15 protein-coding genes are annotated in these 22,838 nt (G+C 50.1%); 3 read left to right on the forward strand and 12 right to left on the reverse strand.

Annotation, left to right across the window (positions count from 1 at the left end; genetic code table 11):
* Positions 1-49: 49 nt before the first annotated feature.
* Positions 50-2,092 (forward strand): sensor histidine kinase, encoded by a 2,043-nt coding sequence (locus tag ABFZ84_RS14520; protein ID WP_369314799.1) that lies wholly within the window; start codon positions 50-52, stop codon positions 2,090-2,092.
* Here the strand turns inward: ABFZ84_RS14520 and ABFZ84_RS14525 are convergent.
* Together ABFZ84_RS14525 and ABFZ84_RS14530 are read right to left on the reverse strand one after the other, a co-directional pair.
* Positions 2,089-2,865, reverse strand: coding sequence for a hypothetical protein (locus ABFZ84_RS14525; protein ID WP_369314800.1), 777 nt, complete (start codon positions 2,863-2,865; stop codon positions 2,089-2,091). The two genes, ABFZ84_RS14520 and ABFZ84_RS14525, sit on opposite strands and share 4 nt — an antisense overlap.
* On the reverse strand, positions 2,855-3,607 hold the full coding sequence (locus ABFZ84_RS14530; RefSeq protein ID WP_369314801.1) for a hypothetical protein: 753 nt from the start codon (positions 3,605-3,607) through the stop codon (positions 2,855-2,857). Before ABFZ84_RS14530 ends, ABFZ84_RS14525 begins: the two co-directional genes overlap by 11 nt.
* An 86-nt stretch (positions 3,608-3,693) precedes the next feature.
* Here ABFZ84_RS14530 and ABFZ84_RS14535 point away from each other — a divergent pair, with 86 nt between their 5' ends.
* Positions 3,694-5,640 (forward strand): hypothetical protein, encoded by a 1,947-nt coding sequence (locus ABFZ84_RS14535; protein WP_369314802.1) that lies wholly within the window; start codon positions 3,694-3,696, stop codon positions 5,638-5,640.
* 438 nt (positions 5,641-6,078) lie between these two features.
* On the opposite strand, the gene madM is transcribed toward ABFZ84_RS14535, so the two are convergent.
* From madM to ABFZ84_RS14570, 7 genes are all read right to left on the reverse strand, one after another.
* Positions 6,079-6,843 (reverse strand): malonate transporter subunit MadM, encoded by a 765-nt coding sequence (gene madM / locus ABFZ84_RS14540; protein WP_369314803.1) that lies wholly within the window; start codon positions 6,841-6,843, stop codon positions 6,079-6,081.
* 1 nt (position 6,844) lies between these two features.
* Positions 6,845-7,237 (reverse strand): malonate transporter subunit MadL, encoded by a 393-nt coding sequence (madL, locus tag ABFZ84_RS14545; RefSeq protein WP_369314804.1) that lies wholly within the window; start codon positions 7,235-7,237, stop codon positions 6,845-6,847.
* 81 nt (positions 7,238-7,318) lie between these two features.
* Positions 7,319-8,824, reverse strand: a complete 1,506-nt coding sequence (locus ABFZ84_RS14550) for an AMP-binding protein (protein ID WP_369314805.1) — start codon at positions 8,822-8,824, stop codon at positions 7,319-7,321.
* A gap of 13 nt (positions 8,825-8,837) precedes the next feature.
* On the reverse strand, positions 8,838-10,190 hold the full coding sequence (locus tag ABFZ84_RS14555; protein ID WP_369314806.1) for a malonyl-CoA decarboxylase domain-containing protein: 1,353 nt from the start codon (positions 10,188-10,190) through the stop codon (positions 8,838-8,840).
* 188 nt (positions 10,191-10,378) lie between these two features.
* The gene (locus tag ABFZ84_RS14560; RefSeq protein ID WP_369314823.1) at positions 10,379-11,818 is read right to left on the reverse strand and encodes an amidase; all 1,440 of its coding nucleotides are present in this window, start codon (positions 11,816-11,818) and stop codon (positions 10,379-10,381) included.
* A 266-nt stretch (positions 11,819-12,084) separates the two neighbouring features.
* Positions 12,085-13,140: a PepSY-associated TM helix domain-containing protein gene (locus ABFZ84_RS14565; RefSeq protein WP_369314807.1), complete on the reverse strand. Its 1,056-nt coding sequence runs from the start codon at positions 13,138-13,140 to the stop codon at positions 12,085-12,087.
* A 213-nt stretch (positions 13,141-13,353) separates the two neighbouring features.
* Positions 13,354-15,558, reverse strand: coding sequence for a TonB-dependent receptor (locus ABFZ84_RS14570; protein ID WP_369314808.1), 2,205 nt, complete (start codon positions 15,556-15,558; stop codon positions 13,354-13,356).
* Positions 15,559-16,055: 497 nt separating this feature from the next.
* On the opposite strand from ABFZ84_RS14570, the gene ABFZ84_RS14575 reads away from it, so the two are divergent.
* Entirely contained in the window at positions 16,056-16,754 is a 699-nt protein-coding gene (locus ABFZ84_RS14575; protein ID WP_369314809.1) for a GntR family transcriptional regulator, read from the forward strand.
* A 155-nt stretch (positions 16,755-16,909) separates the two neighbouring features.
* Here the strand turns inward: ABFZ84_RS14575 and ABFZ84_RS14580 are convergent, their stop codons facing one another.
* The 3 genes from ABFZ84_RS14580 to ABFZ84_RS14590 are packed head-to-tail and all read right to left on the reverse strand — an operon-like array spanning position 16,910 to position 22,787.
* Positions 16,910-20,125 carry an amidohydrolase family protein gene (locus ABFZ84_RS14580; protein ID WP_369314810.1) on the reverse strand — a complete coding sequence of 1,072 codons (3,216 nt, stop codon included), beginning with the start codon at positions 20,123-20,125 and terminating at the stop codon, positions 16,910-16,912.
* Complete coding sequence (locus ABFZ84_RS14585) at positions 20,122-21,399, reverse strand: amidohydrolase family protein (RefSeq protein WP_369314811.1); 1,278 nt, start codon at positions 21,397-21,399, stop codon at positions 20,122-20,124. The genes ABFZ84_RS14580 and ABFZ84_RS14585 overlap by 4 nt, the downstream gene beginning before the upstream one ends.
* Complete coding sequence (locus ABFZ84_RS14590) at positions 21,396-22,787, reverse strand: amidohydrolase family protein (protein WP_369314812.1); 1,392 nt, start codon at positions 22,785-22,787, stop codon at positions 21,396-21,398. The genes ABFZ84_RS14585 and ABFZ84_RS14590 overlap by 4 nt, the downstream gene beginning before the upstream one ends.
* Positions 22,788-22,838: the final 51 nt, after the last annotated feature.

Raw genomic sequence — 22,838 nt, forward strand, 5'->3', positions numbered from 1 at the left:
ACAATCATTTAACTGGGTATTCTCACCCATTGCACGGATCAGGACCGTGATGAACATTGACCACATGAAAGCGCAGATAACTCAGCAATGGAGGCGATTCCCGGATTGGGGTCAAACCAGCGCAACCTTGTTAGCGGTTTTCATTATTGCAGCACTAGTGAGCTTTGGATTGTTGACGCGCGAAGCGCCCCTCGCTCCAAATGACGGCGTCATAAAGTTGCCGGTTGAAGGGTTCAACGGAGCCTTTTTTGGACCTTATGCAGAACAACTTGCCGAAATCGATGAAGCGCTGACTGTAACCGAGGCGGCTTCAAGCGTCGGGTGGAAGCCGGTAGAATCACGTTACATGAACTTTGAAGGGCCGCTCCGCCCAATCTGGTTACGGACAACAATTCAAAACACAAGCGCAGAAACTATTACCGTCCGATTTGATTCGCGCCGCGTCGCTTTCAATTTCATGACATTTTACCTCGCCGATGAAAATGGAGAAAATGCGCATCAATTTCTTGACTACAGCTATCGTGCGCCATTCTCTGCGCGTCCGGTAAACCACCGTATTCTGGTTGCCGATGTTGAACTCGCGCCACAGGAAACAAGGACAGCCTTTGTTCGATTTCAAGGTCTCTATAACTCTGTCTTGCCGTTAAGACTCGCCAGCGTGGAAGCTTTTGAGCGTGCTGATAAGTATGAAGTTTTCTGGTCAGCGATGTTTTACGGAACGTTTTGCGCAATTTTTGTATTGACCATTTTAACGTCGCCTTTGATCGGGTGGCGATTGGCGGCAAGTTTTGGTTTTTTCCTTATCGTTTCTATTGTGTCTGTTTGGTCCGTTGAGGGGTATGTGGATCAATTGGTGATTCCAGACAAAAATAAGTATACGGCGCGCCTAACAGATACAATCTACATCTTAAATTACATCGCCATACTGACCCTCAGCCGGAACCTGTTCAATTTGCGCGATCAGGCACCAGTTCTCGATCGGCTCTTACAAGCGTCGATTGCTGTGTTCGTTATCTTTGTGGGATACTATTTTCTAATCGGCATAGAAGCGAGAACGGTTTTTGTACCTTTTGCGCTTACTTTCCGTGTCTTATGTTTAGCACTTCATGCGGCCGTTGGCATCTGGGCGATTTCCAATCGCCAAAAAGGCGGTACGATTTTCACATTAAGCGCAGTCATTTTGACATTGGCCTCAATCTGCATGGTTGTGGACGAAACCTTTGGCTATCCTTTTGGCGGCGTTCCTTTCACTTTGCGCTGGCTCGTCACCATCGAAGCGACCGCATTTGCAATCGCCATCATACAGACTGTTGTTGAGATCAAACGCCAGCGGGACGCTGGCGTTCAGGCAGACCTTGAAGCGACAAAAGAAAAGCTCCGGCTATCAGTCGCATTACGCGAAAGCCAACAGGCCTATGACCGCGCACAGCGCAGAGCTGGCCAATATCAACAGAAGTTGGAAACAGTCAGCCACGATATGTTGCAACCTTTAGCGTCTTTGAAAAAAGCCGTCGGCGATAACCTGCAACTAGATGAAGCGTCATCAAAAAAAATGTCAGATGCATTTAGTTATTTTGAGGCACTGGCGCGCGAAAACGTCCAGCACGGAACCGGCGGTCGCGACGACCATGGTAGACTTCACCTGCCAACGGTGCCACCGCTTACGGTTTCTACGATCATCAACAATGTTGTTAAGATGTTTGAAGACGAAGCCGCGTCAAAAGGTTTGCAGCTTCGCGCGGTATTATCGGATCAGGACGAAACTACGGACGATCCGGTATTGTTGATGCGCGCCATCAGCAACCTCGTGTCCAACAGCATTCAATATACCGATGAAGGTGAAGTTGTAATTGCCGTCGACTTTAAAGATGGACGCAGCATTGTAACGGTGCGAGATACCGGTCCTGGAATTGCTCCGGATATGCTTGAAACCGTCAAGCAAAGCGGCGTTAAAGGCGTGCAATCAGTTGGCAGTGGTCTCGGGCTGTCCATCGTGGAAGACGCTGCCCAACGTCTTGGCGCTGCATTTACCATGACCTCGGACATAGGTGCTGGAACACTGGCTTCACTTCAGCTCCCCGCGAAAACCTAGAACGAAGCATTCTTGATAAGCCGGGTTTGATAATTAGAGTTTGGCTGAGTGATCACCGCACACGAAGATGTCAGAAACTCAGTGCGCCCAAGTCCAGGAAAATCAAAAACATTGGGTGTTTCAGTTGTCAAAAATTCCGGTACCACGCCGCCGCATAGCATTGGCCCTACGCATTCCTTCCAGGAAAGAAAAGTTGGCTCGCCTGAGCGTAAAATAATCTGACGGTCACGATTGTCCTCAGGGTGCCAAACACCATTCAGATCAATCTTGTCAGACGCATTTTCTGCGTTTTCGCAAGTCAGCGGTTCAAGGTCGGTATTCTGCAATGTAAAATCGACAGATCGACCAGATTTTATAAACAAGCGGTTATAACCGGTGTCGTATGAAAAGACGTATATTGTCGGCTCGACATTTTCAAATACGAACTGTCGTGTTGGCGTCCGCCTACAGTCTTTTTTAACGCCACCGATAGCTTTCTCGAAAAGAAAATATCCGCTGATATGAATTTTTCGCCCATCGCGATCAAGGGTTACATTCAGCGTGTCTCCAGCGGGGCTTAATGAACTGGAGGTACAACGGCCAAGAAAAACCTCGACGGTCAAATCGCCAGTTTCAGGGTTTCGTTCTGCGTGTATGCGCGGCAGAACAGACGATAGTCCATCCGACATAGCGTCAATTTTGGCGGGCCCCTCTGCGTCAGCTCTATCTTGTGCTGTCGCACAGCCCAAAAGAGTCAATGCCGTCAAGACCACGACGAAGAACCTAGTCTGCACAAAATACCTCACCCGATGAAGGATTGATATCAAGATTAACACAGTCAGCCAGCGGATCACCATCAGTAGGCGGATTGTCAATACTTGGCGGTCGATTATCAGTAACCGGCGTCAGTGCAGGCTGTGTCACGCGCCCGGCCTTTATATCACGTTCGGCTTGGAATGCTGTTTCATCACCTACTTCCCTGCGAATAAGTGCAAATTTCGCGGGTCCCAACATGCCAGCAACGCTAACATTGAGATTGCCGTCATCATTTAACGTCAATGTTGACTCGCCCATGAGCGGCAGATCGAAACCCGTGTAAACGCCTGGACCGGATCGTTGCAAATCTTTCACTACGACCATGTCCGGTTGGACTTTCAATGTGAAAAGGTGTAGCCAGGAATCGATTGCGTAAGCACGCCCTCCTTCGATCCGGATTTTCTTTCTGATGGTCGAAATCATCCAGACGCCATCAATTGGCAGCGGGTCTGTTTTTTCAACGCTGTATTTATCAGGCAAAAATGCGTCTACCTGCGGAATACCGGCGGCTTCGGAAATTGCTTCGCTTAAATCCTGGGCATTGGCTGCGGGACTAACCGCAATACACGCTGTAAGTGCGCCCGCAGTCAGGATGGTTAATTTTACTTGTCGTCGCGCCGCCATAATCAGCTCTCCTCTTGGTGCCGTTTTGGCCCGTCCTAATTGATGACGAGATTTTTGCTGATCATGCTTCGTCAAGATATGGGTAGTGCTACCCATATTTTTCATCCTCAAACCGTCCAATACTCCGGGTAATTACCATTCCAGCTTACAGGCAGGGGCCAGCTTACATGCAGAGGACAGATATGACCGGACTGAGAATCGCATCCGCAGTGCCATTATTGCGGATTCTGCTGCTGGGGCTCGTACTCACTTTTTTTGGCGGAATTGATTCTGCTCATGCAAAGGGCGGCCTCAATGAAACACCACGAAAAATCGGGTTTAATTGCGACAAGGGTCTGGCACCACAAAGCGGCAAATGCGTGCCTTGCGGACATGAAAGCGGCCAACCAGCCTGCGAGCCTATGCGCAAAGGCCCACAATGTTATCGCTACATGGAAAATGTAAACGGTACTTGCCGTGCAAGAGGCGGTAACAATCAATCGCCATATTCCGGGACCGGATTTGATTGCAAACCGGGTTACAATGTTGGCAGCAATGGCAATTGTACGCCTTGCGGCGACAATGGCGAGCTTGTTTGCGAACCTATGCGCAAAGGGCCGCAATGTAATGACGGCCTTAATGAAGAAGACGGGTTCTGTACAAATCGCGGCCTCGAAGGCGGCGAGCCGTGGCCCGCCATCCGCCCGGGTTTTCGCTGTGAAAAAGGAACAGCACCCCACAACGGTACTTGCCAACCCTGCGGAGACACAAACCAACCTGCGTGTGAGTCTATGCGCACAGGAAATCGCTGCGAGGGCGCTTATAACCAAGAAAATGATAACGGGGTTTGCGAAGCGCGCGGCGGTGATGGCCAACCGGCTCTTCAAGGTCTCGGTTTTGAATGCCGCCCTGGTTTTAACTGGGATGGCGGATTGCCCGGCAATCGAACTTGTGAGCCCTGCGGCGGCTTGGGCGAGCTTGTTTGCGAGGTAATGCGTGAAGGCAGTATCTGTAATGATGGTCTCGTGCAGGATCACCATCTTGGCCGCAACACTTGCGTTCCAAGCCTTGCCGGCGATGTCGAACAAGCCGCCTGGGCATGGCTCGAGGAAACCGGGAAAGACCTTTACAACATGCTTCTCCCTATGGCCTTTGAGATGCATGAGGATGAAAACTTTCTCGATAAATTAGCGAACGAAGATGATGGCGCTGAAGATGAAGCAGAATCCAGAGTGGGTGGTTTTGAGTTGCCGGATTTCAAAGCGATCTCGGTTGGTGCCACCGCAGAAGCAAATTTCATTATCGGTATTGGCGTTGAAAGTGGTTTTGCTTTCGATACTCACAACGACCCTGCCAACAAACCCAAATGGTTTGGCAGCGGTTCGGCATCCACGAGCATCGGTGCTGGCAGTTCCTATGGTGCAAATATTGGCTTATGGACTGCAGAAAATGATGCGATTTCCGGACGATCCGTTGGCCTCGTAGTTGATCTCCGCGATGTATTGGGTGTTGACGCTAACGTCTTAAGCGACATTGGCACACAGGCTAGCACTTTTACGGTGCTTGTGGGCGTGTGGTTCGAGCGCACCGATGACTTCAAACTTGGTGATTTTGCGGGATTCACTCTGTCGCCAGTGCTGGGCGTCGGTTCCAACCTTGTTGGTGCCACCTATGTTGAGGCGACAACCGTTCAAGCGCGAAATGCAGCTGGCCGCCCCGTGGCACTGTCAGAAATAAAATCGATTGAAACCGACGGTATGAAAACCAAAAACTTCTGCAAGGGTGCCTGTCCTATTTCGATCTCTAACACCAGAGCACCTGCGGTGACGCAATCTCGTAGCACCCGTTCAGAACTAAGCCAATCTGCCAGTGGCGGCGCACTCGTCAGAGCAAATTCGGCTCAAACGGGCGGCTATGTTGGGCAATGGAAGATTGCACTCGGGGCAACATCGCTCGTGGAAGAGGTGAAAATTTATAACGCCAATTACATCATCACGCACCGGCCTTCCTCCGGCGCTACAACACGGTACGAAGCCCAAGGCGGTAATGAATATCGCGCCGCTAATGGCTCTCGTATCCGGTTTGTTTCAACCAGCCGGGGCGTCTGGATCAGCGGTAATGGTTCGACGACTTATGGGATGATCAAGTAACCCTCAAACAAGAAGCGACTTCATAGTTTTGTCGCTTCTTCTTCATCAACGATTTTGAAATACAAGGGACCGGCTTTTCGATTCCAGAAATCGTCACTTGGTCGAAGGCTTGACGCCCGATGACCCATCACGATGCAACCTCAACGATGTATGGTACCTTGGAAGGCATCATCTCATTTATGGCGATACTATTGATTCTGATGTCGTATCTCTACTGATAAATGGCGACAAAGCCAAAATGGTATTCCGGTATCGTCCGTATAATGTGCAAACGATGGCCATATGTTAGGCCTTCGCAGGCACCACACCCCGCATCAGAAGGAAGCATCATATACCCCAATACGAAGGAACGCTCGGAAATCGCCTCCCATAGCTTCGACTTAGCCACAATCATGTTAATTTTAGGGCCGCAATTAATAAACCTTGTCCCTACACCGATCAAATAGCGAACATTGTTTTTATTACTAGGTAGATAAGGGACGGACCAAGCAAGCAACCAAGACCAGTGTAAAAAGTTGCGGTCATTGCACCATAGGGAACCAGTCTTTTATCGGTGGCCGCTAAACCACCAGCAACACCGCTTGTTGTTCCCATCAGGCCGCCAAACACCATCGCCGATTTGGGATTGTTCAGACCGATTAATGGCGCGACCCACGGCGTCCCAACCATAACAAGAACTGATTTCACCAAACCCGCCGCTACTGAAAGCGCCACTACTTCAGAACTCGCACCCAAGGCCGTGCCTGTTACGGGGCCAACGATATAAGTAGCCGCCCCTCCTCCAATGGTGGTCAGACTGACAGGATCAGTGTAGCCAAAAGCCAACGCAACCAACGCACCAACAACAAAAGATACAACAACGCCAAAAATAAGCGCCAAAACACCACTAATCCCAGCACGTTTAATCTCTTTCAGATCAACGCCGAAAGCCGTGGAGACAATCGCAAAATCGCGCAGCATCGCGCCGCCCATAATGGCAAGGCCCGAAAATAGCGTGACGTCAGATAACCCCTTTGAGCCACCCGTTGCTGCACCGCCAGCCCATGCGAAGACCAGACCTACGATGATCGCGATTGCAGAACCATGAATGCGTCCCCGGCTTAAGAGATCAGACGCGCGGTAAGACAACCACAAAATCAATCCGACAAAAAGAAACGCAAAGACAAGACCATTCTTAACAAGAATATCGTGAGCGATCTCCATATCAAACCTTCTCACCTTCGGTCGCCGGCAAAGGCGGCTCAACTCCACCGATGCGCGAAAGCACAGGTACGAGCAGCAAGCATGCAATATTCGCGGCGATACCCGTCACGACCGCAACAACACCACCACTCACTGCGGCAGCCACATTCTGGATCGAGGCCATCGCAATGACGATAGGAATATACATCGCGCTCCAGAATAGAATTCCGTTCTTGGATTGCTCTGGCAGTTGACCATGCGCACGAAGCCAACCCGTGATGAAGATTAACAAAAGCATCGCAAAACCGACACCGCCGATATTGGCATCAATGCCCATAGCGGCCCCAAGAAGCCTGCCGACAATCAACCCCGCTAAATGGCAAAAAGCCAAAATAGCCACCCCATATATAATCATCAGTAGTTCTTTCCCTCCCCAAGCCATCACTAACGAGCTTTAGACGCCCGCTTTTCTTCAGCAGCTAAACAAACAAGACTATTACTTAGCTATCTCTGCGTATTTTTGGCGTAGCGCTGCTTTTTGTACCTTGCCCATAACATTTCTCGGTAAATGTTCCTGTATGATGACATGGCGTGGTACCTTAAATCGCGCAATTTTTCCCCTCAGCTCCCTAATTATTGTCTCGGAATCAAGCTGACATCCTTTGATCGGCACAACTACCGCGATCGGACATTCACCCATATCGTGATGATGCACACCAATGACCGCGCTTTCCATCACACCAGGTCGTGCATCGATAACTTCTTCAATTTCTTTGGGGTAGATGTTGTAACCGCCGGAGATAATCAGATCCTTTTCCCGTCCAACGATGCGCAAATAGCCGTCCTCCCCGATCATCCCGAGGTCGCCGGTAATAAAGAACCCATCCGCACGAAACTCCTCTGCGGTTTTTTCTGGCATTTTCCAGTAGCCAGCAAAAACATTTGGTCCTTTCACCTCTATGACACCTGTTTCCCCGACGGGCAAAACCTCTCCACTTTTGCTAGCAGCAATCCGTAACTTAATCCCCGGCAACGGATGGCCAACGGCACCCGGAATTCGCTCACCGCCATAGGGATTGGTAGCGATCATACATGTTTCTGTCATCCCATAGCGTTCAAGAATCGCATGCCCTGTCCGGTCTTTAAACTTCTTATGCTCTTCAGCAAGAAGCGGTGCAGATCCCGAAACAAACAGGCGCATACCGCTCGTCCGTGTCCGGTCCAATCGATCTACCTGAAGAAGCCTGCTATAGAATGTCGGTACACCCATTAACACGGTGGCTTCGTCCATAAGGTCTATTATCTGATCGGCATCAAACTGCGTGAGGAAAATCATTGTTGCCCCAGCCGCCAACGTCATATTGACGGCAACAAACAGGCCATGTGTATGAAATACCGGTAGCGCATGAATCAAACGGTCTGCGCTCGTGAACTGCCAGCTATCGAGAAGCGCCGCACAATTTGAGGCAAGATTTCCATGGGTTAGAATCGCTCCTTTTGAACGCCCTGTTGTACCTGAGGTATAAAGAATCGCAGCAGGATCATTAATGCTAGACGGATAAAACTCCCGGCACGGTGCTCCTTGAGCTGCAAGATCAATCAACGATCCATCGCCATTCGCTCCGAGCGTTTCACATAAGACACCCTCTTTGACACATGCATGATCGCTAATTTTCATGGGGTCACAAATGAACAAACGCGGCGTCGCATCCTCCAAAAAGAATTCAATTTCCGATTTCGTATACGCCGTATTCAACGGGAGAAACACCGCTCCCAACTGTAAAACTCCAAGATATAGCGCAATATATTCCGGACTTTTATCAGCCTGAACCGCAACGCGGTCACCGGCCTCAACACCAAGTGTCGCAAGCGCACCGGCAAATTGGGCGGCCAGTTCCGAGGTGTCTCGGTAGGTAATCAACGATAACCCCGGGCGTTCAAACAGAACTTTATCAGGATGCGTCGTCGCCGCCTTTGTGAACAACTCGAATATAGTTTTCATATCCCTCATCCAATCACGCAAATATTTCTTCTTTAAGTACGAGGCATTCCGCAAGCATTTTGCTATGCGCTACAGTCCCATCTCTAATATAAATTTCATGTTGCATTTCGAGAGCCGCAGGATCGTAGAGATAGTTGATCATTAAACCACCGGCCTTTTCGAGTGCAATGGAGGATAAATCAGCAGGCCAATTAATTCTCCATGCGCAGGCCCCATTACCCAAATGAAACCGGGCCACTGGGTCCAGAGGAACGCCAGCGCTATTTCGCTCCGTTACGATATAGCGAGCCGCTAATGCAATGACCTCTGATCGCATCGCCTCTGTGAGTGAGGGATCATCTAGCCAAACACCATTTTCTAAACGCTCCGCTAGCGCTATAATTTTTTCATCTTTCTGCTTACCAAGCCATTTTACAAATCCAGGCATGGGCGAAAGCGTAACGAACTGTTTCAAATTTTCGCTCTCGGAGGAAAGCTCGGCGACAACCTGTTTTATTAGGAAATTGCCGAAAGACACACCTTTCAGACCCGGCAAACAATTATTAATTGAGTAAAATACGGCAGTGTCTGCTTCTTCCGGATCAAGTGCTGCAGGTGTATTGAGAATTTCTGCTATTGTTGAAGGCACGCCTTTGGTCAGCGCGACTTCAACAAAAATCAACGGCTCGTCTCCTGTCGCCGGGTGAAAAAACGCATAAAGTCGGCGATCTCGCGGGTCCAACCGACGGCGAATATCCTCCCAACCGTCCATCGAATGAACACTTTCATACCGCATAATTTTTTCAAGGATCGCAGCAGAACTATTCCAGTCGATTCTGCGCATTTTCAAAAAACCGCGATTAAACCACGATCCGAACAGATGCGAGAAATCTTCATCGATAGCGGCCAACGATGGTTCCTTCCGAACCGCCGAAAGCAAATCCTCACGCATGCGCACAAGACGTAGCGTCGCATTTGAAGTTGTGTTTAAACGGCGCAACAAAATTTGACGACGCGGTTCCGTTACCCGAAACAGTGAAGCCACAGAGTCCGGCCCGCCTAAATCTTCCCACTCACGATACGCGGTACGGACCGCATCAGAATTAATTCCATATTCATCTCGGAGCATACGGAAGAATTCAATTTTATCGTGATCTGTTAGCTCAGAATAAGCATTCAGCGCCTGCTCTGCGACTGCGACCCTGGACGCATCCCCAATCCGGGTCATCAAAATATCACAACCGACCCGTAGACGTTCCTTAGCCGGACGGGTCATGGCCTCGATTGCCGCCGAGGTCGCTTTGCCGCGCAGAGATGGCGACAAGTGATCCCGACGCAACAAAGCATCAATCCAATCCTTAAGGACTGTGAATTTCAGTTTTTCCATGTCGCCCCCCCTAAAAAACCACGTGATATGGTCGGAGAAAAAATACTGATCAGAAACAAAGCAACGACTTCACGGATTTCTCTTGCCTAGTGAAAAATCAGATCGATTTTTAATTGATTTCATCGTCATCGACATTTTGGCGACGATGAAATCAATATTACATAAGGCCCCGCAATCGCATTGCGCACTTAACCAAGTACAGGTGGTTTAGTTTTAGCGATCCAGGGTGACGCTTTTTCGTACGCATGCCCAAGCTGGAGCACCGCAAGATCAGCATTTCGCGGCCCAATAAGCTGGATACCAATAGGCAAACGATTAGCACCGCCGAACCCTGCCGGCATCGCAAGGGTCGGCAACCCGGCCATCGTCGGAGGAAGCGTGACCTCCATCCAACGATGATATGAATCCATCTCAACTCCAGCAATCTCTTGTGGCCAGTGCTGGGCGACGTCAAAAGGGAAAACTTGCGCCGTCGGCAAAGCGAGGAAGTCAAACTTTTCAAACGCCTGCCGAAACGCCTCAAAGATCTTCGTACGCCCCTTTGATGCGTCGCTAAGCTGTGATCCCGTTAACTTCTTATAGCCCTCGACCTCCCAGATGGCCTCAGGTTTCATTGTTTCGCGCATAGCCGGATCAGCATAATATTCATGCAACCCGCCTCCGACTGACCAATGACGCAGCGTGACCGCCGTTCGCCACATTGCTTCCGCACTTTCGGAAAGTTGCGCTTCATCAACGTCGACCCCGATCGTGCGAAAGGCGGATAATGCATTTTCGCAGGTTTTCAGTATTCCCGACTCCATTGGCAATGCGCCACCAAGATCACCGAGCCATCCAATGCGTGCTCCCTTCCAATCGCGGTCGAGCGGCTCAGCGAACATTGCCGGATCGTCAGTCTGTGCGAACGGCGCGCGCTTGTCCGGCCCAGCCTGCACCGAAAATAAGAGAGCGACATCGCTAACACTTCGGGCCATCGGCCCCGACGTTGCAAAATTCTGCCAAAATAGGTCACTCGTTGGAATTGATGGAACACGCCCCCAAGAAGGCCGGAAACCAAAGACATTATTCCATCCTGCGGGATTGCGAAGCGATCCGCCAAAATCACTACCATCCGTGACCGGTACCATTCGCAAGGCGAGCGCCACCGCCCCACCGCCGGTGCTCCCCCCAGCCGTTTTACTGGGGTCGAAGGCATTACCAGTCACGCCAAATAGAGGGTTATATGTATGCGACCCTAGGGCGAATTCCGGTACGTTACTCTTACCGATAAAAATCGCGCCAGCGTGCCGCATACGGCTAACGACCAACGAGTCGGCTGTCGGGATGTTATCCTTAAAAATGGGGGAACCATCCGTAGTCAGAATCCCTTTAGTCGATGCGGTGTCTTTGACTGCATGCGGAAACCCGTGCAACGCACCGCGAAACTGACCTTTGGCGGCCTCCTCATCTAAGGTTGCCGCTTGCTTGAGTGCCTCCTGACTATCAATTCGCGAAACAATAGCGTTGAATCGTGGATTGAGCGCGTCCACCCTAGCTAAATGCGCCGTCATCAGTTCTCGCGCGGATAGATCCTTTTTCCGCAGCGCCCGTGATAGAGACACGGCGTTCATATCAAGTATATCACTCATCTGATCCAGCCCCTTCACCGCAGCCAATGCCGGCGTCACAGCCAAGAATGCTGGAACAGCCGCTAACACTTCACGGCGACGAATCCCCAGGTTTGTCTCTTTACTGATCATTCTAACCTTCCCTATTTTCAACTCTTCTCACACCAAGGGGTGTTTGTTTCTGCATATCAGATTGTGGTTCAATGAATGCATTAATATCACACCTTGCCTCGATAATTAGGCTACGTAGCATTTCTCCATTTGCACAAGTCGCATCACCAAAAACTCTAATTTCTATGTGTTTCAACTTTCGCCGCCGTCCGGATCCACCAAAGTTTCAGACCAAGGACTATTAATATTAACAACCACAGTCCAAGGACTGTTATAAAAATACGCCCTAGCAATCCACCGGCTTCGCCAACATGAATTGCATAAAGTGCGTTTACGAAAGAAATAGCGAATGGTGCCTCGCTCGCAGGGAAGATTGATATAATGTTCCCGTTCTTCGCATTTACGGTAACATAACTCTTCCCGTATGCACGGCGCAATTCGCCCGGCTCAAGTAAACGAAATTGGTAAAATGCGTTTTCTTCAGTCGGCATGTTCACCGAGGTCAATTTGCTACCTGGGATAGCAGCCATTGCAGTTGAGGCTGCCTCTGAAAAAGTGACGTGTCCTGTTCCGCTGTCTGCTACTTGAGAAATTTTCGGCAATTCAGCGCCCAGAACACCCGCCACACTACTTTCATAGCGCAGCAAAACACCCGACCCCACAAGAATAAGCGCAGGGATAACCGCCACTGCACCAAAGAGTAGGTGAAAGTGAAACAAACGCCCCCTTGAAGGTAATCTTTTTGATGGCCACGGCTGTCTCTTCAACATGCCGCGACGACTCCACGCAATATTGAACGCAATAATCAAATTGAAAAATAATAAAATTCCGCTGATACCGATGATCGTTTTACCAACGTCACCAACAAGCAGGTTGTGATGAATTCTGACAAGAGTATTAAAAAACCGACTGCTATCCGCAAGCGAATACTCGATAATAGAGCCATCCCCCAATATCCGCACCTTTTCACCGGTTGATAGATTCAAGTAGTATCGATCAGCCCGCCCAGCTGTTGTCCATACCGACTTTACCCTAACATCCTTCCCTTCTTCTAAAGAAGAAATTTGCCGCCCAATTGCGACCAGGTCAGTCCGCTGATGCGCACCTGCGATCGCGAGATCTCTTGCTTCCCAATGAAATGTTATGAACATACCGGTTAACACTTGGGCCAACCAAAATACTGCAAAAATCAGGCTCATCCACCTATGTAGAGCGAGTAGGCGTTTAGACATGATGGTTCAGCCCTTTATATTTTTCAGCGCACGTCACTTTAGAGAAATGCGTTCTAAACAGACTAATTTTTTTAGCTGCGAACCTTATTCCGACCGCGTACCCAAAGCACCGATCTCGCAAGCCAACGAAGAACCACGCGGGAACCGTCAACCTTGCCGGGGGGCTTGATCAAGAAAGACCGAGCCCCCTTAAACATTGATAAAACCGCTGCGCTAGAAATCGATCGACGCAGAGGCTTTGAACGTCCGTGGACGCCCCTGAAGGAGACGGCCTGTGCCCGATCCGAACGCGGTGTAGCCTGAAGACCAATACCGAGAATTCGCTACATTATCGACGGTGAACCGCAAGGTTACTGGGCGATTCGCCCCAACAAAAACGTAGCGCGCACCCAAATCCGCACGGGTCCAGCTATCAAGCTCCAGCAGGTTACTTGTGTCAGCATATTGCTCGCCGGTGTGAACAATACGACCTGTTAAAGTGACGCCTGGCGCGAACGACAAATCCCATTCGGCATTTGCATTCATGGTGTATTTAGGAACGCCCAATGCGGCATTTCCTTCATTCACACCACCTGCTGTTTCCCTAAGCTCAGTATCAATGATCGCCCCGCCTGTGATGAGCCTCAACCCTTCTACGGGTTCACCAGAAAGGAACAACTCGACACCGCGATTACGCTGGTTACCAAAATCACTAAACAACAAAAACCCAGGTGCATCAGGATCAGCACCGAGATAGAAGCTGGGCATTTCGATCTGGAATAAAGCTAGACTAGCGCTAAATCGCTCCATTTCAATCTTGCCGCCTAACTCATACTGCACCGATTTAGAAGGACGTAGTACTTCTCCGCCGTTACTAACCGGAAGCTCTGCACCACCGGGATCGTCTGGATCCGAACCGGAATCAGGGGCAGTTCCGCCTTGGGTCAACCCTTCAATCCGGTTTGCAAAAAAGGAGATATTATCGGCGGGCCTTACCACCAAGCCGACTACTGGCGTCACGGCGTCTTCTTTATAAAAACTACCTAGCCCGGATTTGACTTCTTGTAATCGCAATCCACCAGTCAGCAGAATTCGATCATCCCAAAACCCGATAGTATCCGAAACGAAAGCACTAAGCTGCCGAGATAGATTGCTAATGGACGGATCATCAAGATCACCTCTGACGAAAGTCTGAACCGGCGATAACGGCATCTCTACTGGATCATACAGATTTTGATAAACGGACTGCCGAAAGTCAAAGGCTGATCTAAATTGTTGCCAGTTTGCATTGGCCCCGACATTGACTTCATGCGTAATGGCACTGCCAAATTTTACGCGTAAACCCGTCTCCATTGCCTCGTTTCTCTGGCGTGCGGCGATGATCGAACCGCTGTTAGTGCCGTCGCCTGTACCGATATCAGTGAGCGTGAATCTGCCATATTGGCCAAATTCTTCACTGCGTAGCGCGCCAGCGCTCGCATAGAACATTGCATTATCAGTGAGGTCGTATTCAAAGCGAACCTGACCAAACACGCTCTCAAGTTCAGTCGTAGCGTATGAGGGACCGTAATTTACATTGTTGTCGGGAACTTCCGGCACCGCGCCAGTTACCCTGATCTTCGGTCGAAACTGGTTTACTTCAACTCGTTGAAAGGCTCCATCAACGATGAAGCGCATGTTTCCGACCTCCCAATCGAATGCACCACCCAATACGAGCGTTTCGCGAAATTCGTCATCTATTGCGCCATTGCCGCTACGAAACGCGCCGTTAACCCTCGCACCAACTTGATCCTCGTTACCAAAGCGTCGAGATACATCGGCACTACCTCCAAAATGCTCTTTGGACGAATAATTTAATGTGGCACGAGTAAGCGGCTCTGCAAGCGCATGCTTCATTTGGAGATTTACGCCGCCTCCAATCCCACTACCACCCGGCGAGGCTCCATTCAGAAAAGCATTTGCGCCGTTCAATACTTGAACGCCTGAATAAAGCTCAGGAGCAACAAGCTGACGCGGCGTGACGCCAAATAATCCATTCATCCCGACATCGTCGCCAAACACTTGAAACCCGCGAATGACGAACTGCTCGGATGCATTCCCTGAACCCAACGTCCTGCGCACGGTCGGATCGTTTTCAAGCACATCGCCAAGCGATTGCGGTTGCTGGTTTTGTATCAAAGTTTCGTCAAAGGTCCGAAACGTAAAAGGAGTATCAATTGCATCCTTGTCACCAAACACGCCCAGATCGCCCCCCGAACGAACCTCGGTCTGGTTCCTTCGCTGAGCGGTCACAACGATGACATCCTTATCCGTTTCGACGTTCCGCTCATCAGCCTTGGCATCCTGCGCGATCGCCGGACACCCGAGGGCGGCGGTAATCAATCCAGAAGCCAAGGCAAAACCCTTGCGCTTAATTTTGCGATTTTCTTGAAGCCCCATTTTTAGTTCCCCTTTTTTCTATTTAAATCGGAATCTCGTCATAAACTTGATCGGCTACGACAGGCGTTAATCGAGATGAACCTGATTACTGATTTAACAAGCAACACAACTGTAACCAGTATTGCTTCGTTATTACTTGCCCCTCACCTAACTATTCAAATAATCGGAATAAGTCTTCCGCATTGAAATGTAGCCACCGTGAATGATTGATTTCTTTGCTGTGTTACAAAGACAATACGCACATTTCACAAACATTTTATATACAATTTCATCGATGAATGCAATCTATGAATACAATTAATTTATTTTTGAATTTTATGAATACAATCTATCGGATCACTTTCCATTTTCGTATACTAGACGAACATGCGACCCACCGAGATGAATATGCCCTATGACTGGTTACTTCCCCCAATAACAAAACCTGTTATTGCTGCGGGAAAATCACACAACTGGACGCAAGCCGTGGGATACAATGTGTAAAATCAAATGGTTGTATGGAGGCCCAATTGGCAAATGAACTAAAGAATGAGCCGTTATTATCTGAAAAAATACGGAGATCCTTGGCGGAGGAGATTGCGGCCGGATCGCTACGTTCAGGAACACAGCTAGATGAGCAACAAGTAGCCCTGCGCTTCGGAACATCCCGCACCCCGGCACGAGAAGCATTGCGCCAACTGGCAATGGATGGTCTGGTCGTCGTGCGCCCCCGACGCGGCGCGGTCGTCGCGGAAATGTCGATTGAGCGCCTTGCAGATATGTTCGAAATGTCTGCCGAAATAGAAGCACTTTGTGTCCGACTGGCAACGCTCCGCATGCGTCCTCTCGAGCGAGTGCGTCTCGCACGTATGCACGAAAACTCTGCGTCACTCGTTGAAGCAGGTGATGTAAGTTCCTATTCCTCCTTCAACCTTGCTTTTCATGAAGCAATTTATAGCGCTACTCACAACAATTATATCTCCGAACAGGCACTCGCACTACGCAATCGCATGGCCGGTTTCCGCCGGGCGCAGATGTTCGAAACACAGCGTATGCAGCACTCTTTCGAAGAACATCGCATTATCATTGAAGCAGTAATACGCGGCGACGGTGATGAAGCGGCGCGAGCTATGCGCACCCACCTTATGAATGCAGCAGGAGCGCTCGAACGCTTTACTATTTCACAAGACAACGATCAGGAGATCGACGAAACCTAACCCATTTGGATCAACTCCAAACGAACATCGAGCTATAATTATCGAGGCGCATTAACCTATAAACACAATCGAAAACGGTATTTCCAAGTGGCGGGTACTTCGAGTCCAATTTAGATGAATACGGACCGTATATTCACATGACTATTCGTCAGGTTTTAATGTCCGTATATCTCATGCCAATCGGGATCATTAATTGGGAGCCAATGCTCCGTTTTTTCTTTCGTGAACCATGGTACCGGCGCGGAAGTAGAATTCGGCCAGATTTCAGAAAGTGTTGCAGCTTCATAAAGTATCCCGTCGCGCATTACCGCAGAGATATCGCGCGCATGCTGAATATCTTCGAGTGGATTAGCATCCAATATTAAAAGATCAGCAATTTTCCCAGTTTCGAGCGTACCGAGATCATTCAGCCGGCCAATTGTTTCCGCGGACCCGGCGGTCGCAGCGTGCAAAACCACCATGGCTTCCATTCCGCCCATAGCATGGGCCTCCATTTCCCAATGAAAGCCGATTCCGGGTAGATTGCCGTGCGCACCAACTCCTATCAACCCACCCTTTGCAGCCAGTTCGTTGGCTTCTTGTGAAACTTGAGGAAAGCGCATCGTACGAAGTGACCGCCAATCCCAAGACCCATCGAGCTTTTGCCGTATCGCCGAAGGCGACCAAAACCGGTTGATCCGCCCATCTAACGAACTCTCACCATTTGGCACCAACCAATCTAGCGCTGGCGAACCACTATTTGTAATTGACAAAGTCATCACGTAGCTGGTCCGCATCTCCACCATTAGTTCAATTACATCTTCACCAAGCGGAAGAGCAGGCAGAGCATGCTCGTGACCGGCATAACCGTCGAGAATTTGGGTAAGGTCTAGCTTTAAGGACAACGCGCCTTCTGTTGTGGGCATTAGCCCTTGCTCTCGCGCCGCTTGAGCGATCCACTGCCGCACCTCGCGATTACCAGCTCGGTATTGCTTAATATTATCGATGCCATAGCCTTCGGAATATCGCTTTAGTACCCGGCGAACTTCATCAAGTGATTTAAACCTTTGCTTTGAAAAGATTGCCGGTCCGGTCGAACGTAATCGCGGTCCCAAGACAAGTCCGGCATCCGCCAACCCTTCATATTCAAGCAAGTCCTCGCTCAGCGTCGAAGGATCAAAGCTTGTTGTCACCCCATAAGCCAAACGCGCTCTTAACGCCCAAATTTCGTGTGCAGGAACATCGCGCCTGATCGAACCGATATGATCGTGAGCGTCAATGAAACCCGGCATGACCGTTTTGCCGGAAATATCGTGGCGCAACGTACCTTCAGGCACGGAGAATGAACCGGCCGGTCCCACAGCAGCTATACGACGCCCCGTCACAAGAATGTCGGCATTGGTGATTACCGTATCGCCATTTGCCATAGTCAGGGCGCGACCACCGGTCAACAACAAAGATCCACTGTGTATTGGACGCTGCACACTAACCGCGAAGCGCCCCTTAAACAATGGCTCGGTCACATCCTGGGTAGGGTCGAAACGCCCCCAAGACATACCTGCATAAAGATCAAGACGGTCTGACCCTGCCCAAGCGATATAGTCAGCGCCCATAGCCGCTAATTGTTGAATATCGACATTTCTCGCGGATTCAACATCTGTCCGGGTACCCTCCTTTTTCGGCATTGGAAGTACATAGACGCGGTTTGCCACCAAAGCCGCAACCCGACTGCCGTCAGGGGATAATTCAATCGCGCTTGCTAAAGCTTGATCCTCACTGAAATACCATCCTGGTCCGGAAATGCTGATTACCGGTTTTACATTTTTCTCTTTCGCGTCATAACGCATCAACCCATTGGGTCCAAGAAAATGGGGTTCGCGATCGCCGCCAAAATGGATACGTCCGCCAAATTCGCCAACCGCTAGTACGCGCTCCTCACCACTCATTAAATCGATGCGCACTAATTGTGATTTCCGAATGGCACCAATCTCGAAGTTTGACTGCCTGCGAGCATCTGTTGCCGAACGAAAAGCATAGATAGCCAGCCCGTCCGGAGAAAAAGTTGGATTCCGCCAAAACGCCGAAGTAACCGTACGCCGTTTTGCTTGCCCCTCACCATTCGAAGGCATCGTCCAAACAGCGCCGCCCTCAGCTTCCGTCCAACTGACGAACGAAATTAAACTTCCATCCGGAGACCACGCGGGATGCGCCGGAGATTCCACACCAGCCTCTAGTTGAATCAGTGCACCGCCTACTTTTTGCACATAAAGATTTCCCAAAGAGCGGAATGCTATGTACTGGCCATCGGGCGACGGCATCGGTGCCATGGCGAGCTTTGCCAAAACTGGACCGTCTTCTTCAGAAAGTCGAATTCGGGTGCTTGGCCCGACAGCGGTACGGGCATTAATAAGTCGGCGCAACCGTTCAGGAACACCCCCGTTGAGTGGACGCCGCTCTATTTGCCCCTCATGAGACAAAATTAATGCATCACTATCGGCAGTAAAAGAGAACCGAGGAAGTAACCCCATCCAAGCCGACGCCTGCAAAGCGTCTGCATCAGTTTCCCCTAAACTGATATCGTTGCCAGTAAAAAGGTTCCTCACTCGCAAAATATTGCGACCAGAATCACGCACGATATAGGCAACGCTAGTGCCGTCTGGCGACACTAGCGGTTTAAAATAGCTTTCCTCTTTCGTCCGGCGAGCAGCAGAACCAGCAATCACCTCCAGCTCTTCGCCGCTGTTCAGATCGCGAACACCAATCGTCCAGCGTACAGGGCTAGAGAAATCCAAATTTCCCTTTCGTCGGGCGTAATATAAATGCTTGCCATTTGGTGCGGGGGCCGCACCCAGCGTACTTTGCACGCCGCCACTCTTCAACTTCGCCGGAACTAGGAGTTCCTTTTTTCCGTTCAGTGAGAATTGCCATAACTCGTAGCTATCAATATCGGCACGATAGCGACTAGCATATATAGATTGTCCGTCAACAGACCATGCCGGAGACGTCAATGCCGTGTCATCGTCAAAACCGCCTATCATTTTGGTTTTGCTGCCGTCGAGCCGCGCGATCCAGATGCTTTCGGAGCCACTCCTGTCACTAACAAACGCGACCCACTCGCCATCGGGCGAAAAAACGGGCTGGCTATCGAAAGCAAGTCCCTCGCTAAATTGTTGTGCCTCGCCACCGTCAGCAGGCATCACAAAAAGATCACCCAGCATATCAAAGACAAGACGTTCGCCATCCGGAGAAACATCAAGCGAAGTCCACGTGGTTGTATCCGGCGAATGAGTAAGAATGCGACTTGCCTCTATCGGCAATCGTTCATTTTGCGCTTGCGCGCTGGGCGTTATCGTAACCAATACACACAACAAAAGGAAAAACTTTTGCATCATTGACCCTGCATGTAGCGTTGACCCAACATATCTTGCCGAGTCTCAAGAGGCATTTCGTGGCCAGCCACGAAGACAGCATGAGCATTAGTTGATGCCTCAAAAGGGTCACCTGACCATAAAACAAAATCAGCCGGTGCGCCTGATACCAATGTCCCCGCTCCGTCCGCGCTACCAAACACTCGATTTGGAACCACGGTGACAGCGCGCAATGCCTCGTACCAGTCAAGCCCCTCAACGACGGCTGTTGCGGCCTCCATACGCAAACCGAGACCGGCATTGTATGTTGATCCAATATTACCCGCTACCTGGCCGATCATCACATCGACACCCGCCGCATTGAGAATTGAGATATTGTCACTACGAACACCTATCTCATCAAAACTCGATGGAATATTAACGCTAGGGGTTACGATTACAGATATCTCTGCGTCAGCCAATTTGTCCGCGAGTTGCCACGCTTGCGCGCCTCCAACAACAACTGAACGGATGTTATAATCGCTTGCAAGCTCTATTAATTGTCTTAGATCGCTTTCGCGATCAGTGAACAAAACAAGCGGAACGGTACGGCACAAAACCAACTCCAATGCCTTTTCATTCGACTTGCCGAGCGGCAAATCGCCAATGTCACCCTTTTTTCCTGTTTTATTGCACGATAATTCGCCGCGGGCCTCCGTCAATTCTCCTCTTAAACGCTGCCACAACACGGCACGTGACCCAAAACCATCGCGATTGTAATCACCACTTACGTAAGCAAGAACACCAGCTTTTGCCCTTACTTCGATGTTGCGGCTGCCGCCTAGTCGAATGACCGCACCATATCCCCCAAATAGTGGATCCTTTCCTGCGTTGGGTGTGAGAAATGCGTTAGTCATGCCATCCGCACGCGCCAGCACAATCGCCGTACTTAATTGATTGACTGCAAGTGACGGATCAAATCCAACGGTAAGGTCCGAGTCTGCAGATTTATAGTCCACCGTTTCTGGCGCGCCCGACATTTCCTGAAGCCCAAGCTTCGTTGCCGCATTGAATAGACCAGGCGTAACAATAGAATTGCCACCGTTGATGGTTCGCACGCCATCTGGCACATCACCAGCAGCTACCACCGAAATGATACGTCCATCCCGCACCAATATTGTGGCATTATCTATTGGTTCTGCGACATCCTCAGACTCCATTGTGTAAGCCCGCACATCAACAACCGCGAATTCTTGGCCCATCGCTGGTGACAAGAACATAATCAAAGTGATTAAAGCTATCAGTACACACCTGATCATGGCATAACCTCGATCGCCGGTGTTCGACCTAAATCAAAATCGGACTGCCGCTGCTCTGCGTCAGCATTGAATCGAATTGCACCATCAATGAGTACAAGTTTGGGCCGAGAATAGGCGCTAAACGGATTACCGTTCCAAAGAACAATATCCGCTGCGAATCCCGGCGCGATTGTACCAATACGGTCTCCTAGCCCAATTGCGGAAGCAGGCGCGCTTGTAATCCAGCGGACCATTTGTTCCTCAGGAACGCTGAGGCCCAACCGACGCCCGGCCGCCTCCGCCTTCGCGGCCTCGATGTTTAAATACTGACCTACGAAGGGCGAGTCTGAATGCATCATTACGCAGCCCCCCCTCTCATGCAACAGCGGTGCATTGGCGCGAATGGCGTCCATAGCCTCGCGTTTGTAGCCCCACCAATCGGACCAAACGGCACTACACGTCCCGGCGGCGCGCAACTGATCTACAATTTTGTAGGCTTCGGTAGCGTGATGAAAAGCCTTTATTTGAAAACCATATTCGCGGGCAAGATTGAGCATGACGCTCATGTCGAATGCGCGATAGCAATGAAAGTGTACGTTGATTTTTCCCGCCAATACGCCTGCCAACGCAACAGTCTTAGCATCATCCGACACAGATCCAGTTGCTTGCCAATTCACTAACATTTCGCGGGCTGCATCGAAACGATCTCGCATATAAGCGTGAACGCCCGCCCTGCTGGTTGGCCAGTCCTTCGTACTAGAAGCATCCGCACCCTTCCATTTTGGGTTTTCACCACAAGCCATCTTGAAACCAAGCGGAGCGTTAGGGAATTTCATTTCGGAAACTGTCGAAGCAGGTACTGGCTTGACGATCACCGAATGCCCGCCAAAAATAGGTGCTGAACCAGGTAGTACTTGAATCGTAGTGACACCACGACTAAGCGCCCGAGCAAATGCGGTGTCCTGCGGGTCTATAGCAGTCTCTATCCAGGTATCTCCAACGTCGACATCGCTGCCCTCGCTAACATCCGACGCTTGTCTATTACTATCCGTCCGTGGACGAACATTGGTACCATTGTGACTGTGAATATCTATTATTCCAGGAGTAACCCATAAACCTGAGGCATCAATTTCATCGACACCATCCGTAGGAAAATCGTTGCCGATTGCTATAACATGCCCATCACGAATTAAAATATCGCGACCCTCAAATCGTGCACCTGCCCCATCAAGTATGGTAGCATTGCGAATAATAATAGGATCAGAGGGAATGGGCCGATAGGTCGAAGAAATGGGCGCATCATCCCATGGTGCCGCAGCCCCGGTCGTCGCAAAGCATGCAAAAAATGCAAGCCATTTCACCAACGATATCGTTCGATCAAAAACGTTCATAATCTTGTATTCCGCCAATCGACACTCCACTGTGTGAGCTGTTTTGCAGTACATTTAAAAGATATCAAA

The sequence above is a fragment of the Hyphococcus lacteus genome (assembly GCF_041058985.1).
In the GTDB taxonomy this organism is placed as follows: Bacteria; Pseudomonadota; Alphaproteobacteria; order Caulobacterales; family Parvularculaceae; genus Hyphococcus; species Hyphococcus lacteus.

Coding starts and splice junctions, on each gene's coding strand:
- ABFZ84_RS14520 (WP_369314799.1), top strand. CDS start 50: ATGAACATTGACCACATGAAAGCGCAGATAACTCAGCAATGGAGGCGA.
- ABFZ84_RS14530 (WP_369314801.1), bottom strand. CDS start 3,607: ATGGGTAGCACTACCCATATCTTGACGAAGCATGATCAGCAAAAATCT.
- ABFZ84_RS14535 (WP_369314802.1), top strand. CDS start 3,694: ATGACCGGACTGAGAATCGCATCCGCAGTGCCATTATTGCGGATTCTG.
- madM (WP_369314803.1), bottom strand. CDS start 6,843: ATGGAGATCGCTCACGATATTCTTGTTAAGAATGGTCTTGTCTTTGCG.
- madL (WP_369314804.1), bottom strand. CDS start 7,237: ATGATTATATATGGGGTGGCTATTTTGGCTTTTTGCCATTTAGCGGGG.
- ABFZ84_RS14550 (WP_369314805.1), bottom strand. CDS start 8,824: ATGAAAACTATATTCGAGTTGTTCACAAAGGCGGCGACGACGCATCCT.
- ABFZ84_RS14555 (WP_369314806.1), bottom strand. CDS start 10,190: ATGGAAAAACTGAAATTCACAGTCCTTAAGGATTGGATTGATGCTTTG.
- ABFZ84_RS14560 (WP_369314823.1), bottom strand. CDS start 11,818: ATGAGTGATATACTTGATATGAACGCCGTGTCTCTATCACGGGCGCTG.
- ABFZ84_RS14565 (WP_369314807.1), bottom strand. CDS start 13,140: ATGTCTAAACGCCTACTCGCTCTACATAGGTGGATGAGCCTGATTTTT.
- ABFZ84_RS14570 (WP_369314808.1), bottom strand. CDS start 15,558: ATGGGGCTTCAAGAAAATCGCAAAATTAAGCGCAAGGGTTTTGCCTTG.
- ABFZ84_RS14575 (WP_369314809.1), top strand. CDS start 16,056: ATGGAGGCCCAATTGGCAAATGAACTAAAGAATGAGCCGTTATTATCT.
- ABFZ84_RS14580 (WP_369314810.1), bottom strand. CDS start 20,125: ATGATGCAAAAGTTTTTCCTTTTGTTGTGTGTATTGGTTACGATAACG.
- ABFZ84_RS14585 (WP_369314811.1), bottom strand. CDS start 21,399: ATGATCAGGTGTGTACTGATAGCTTTAATCACTTTGATTATGTTCTTG.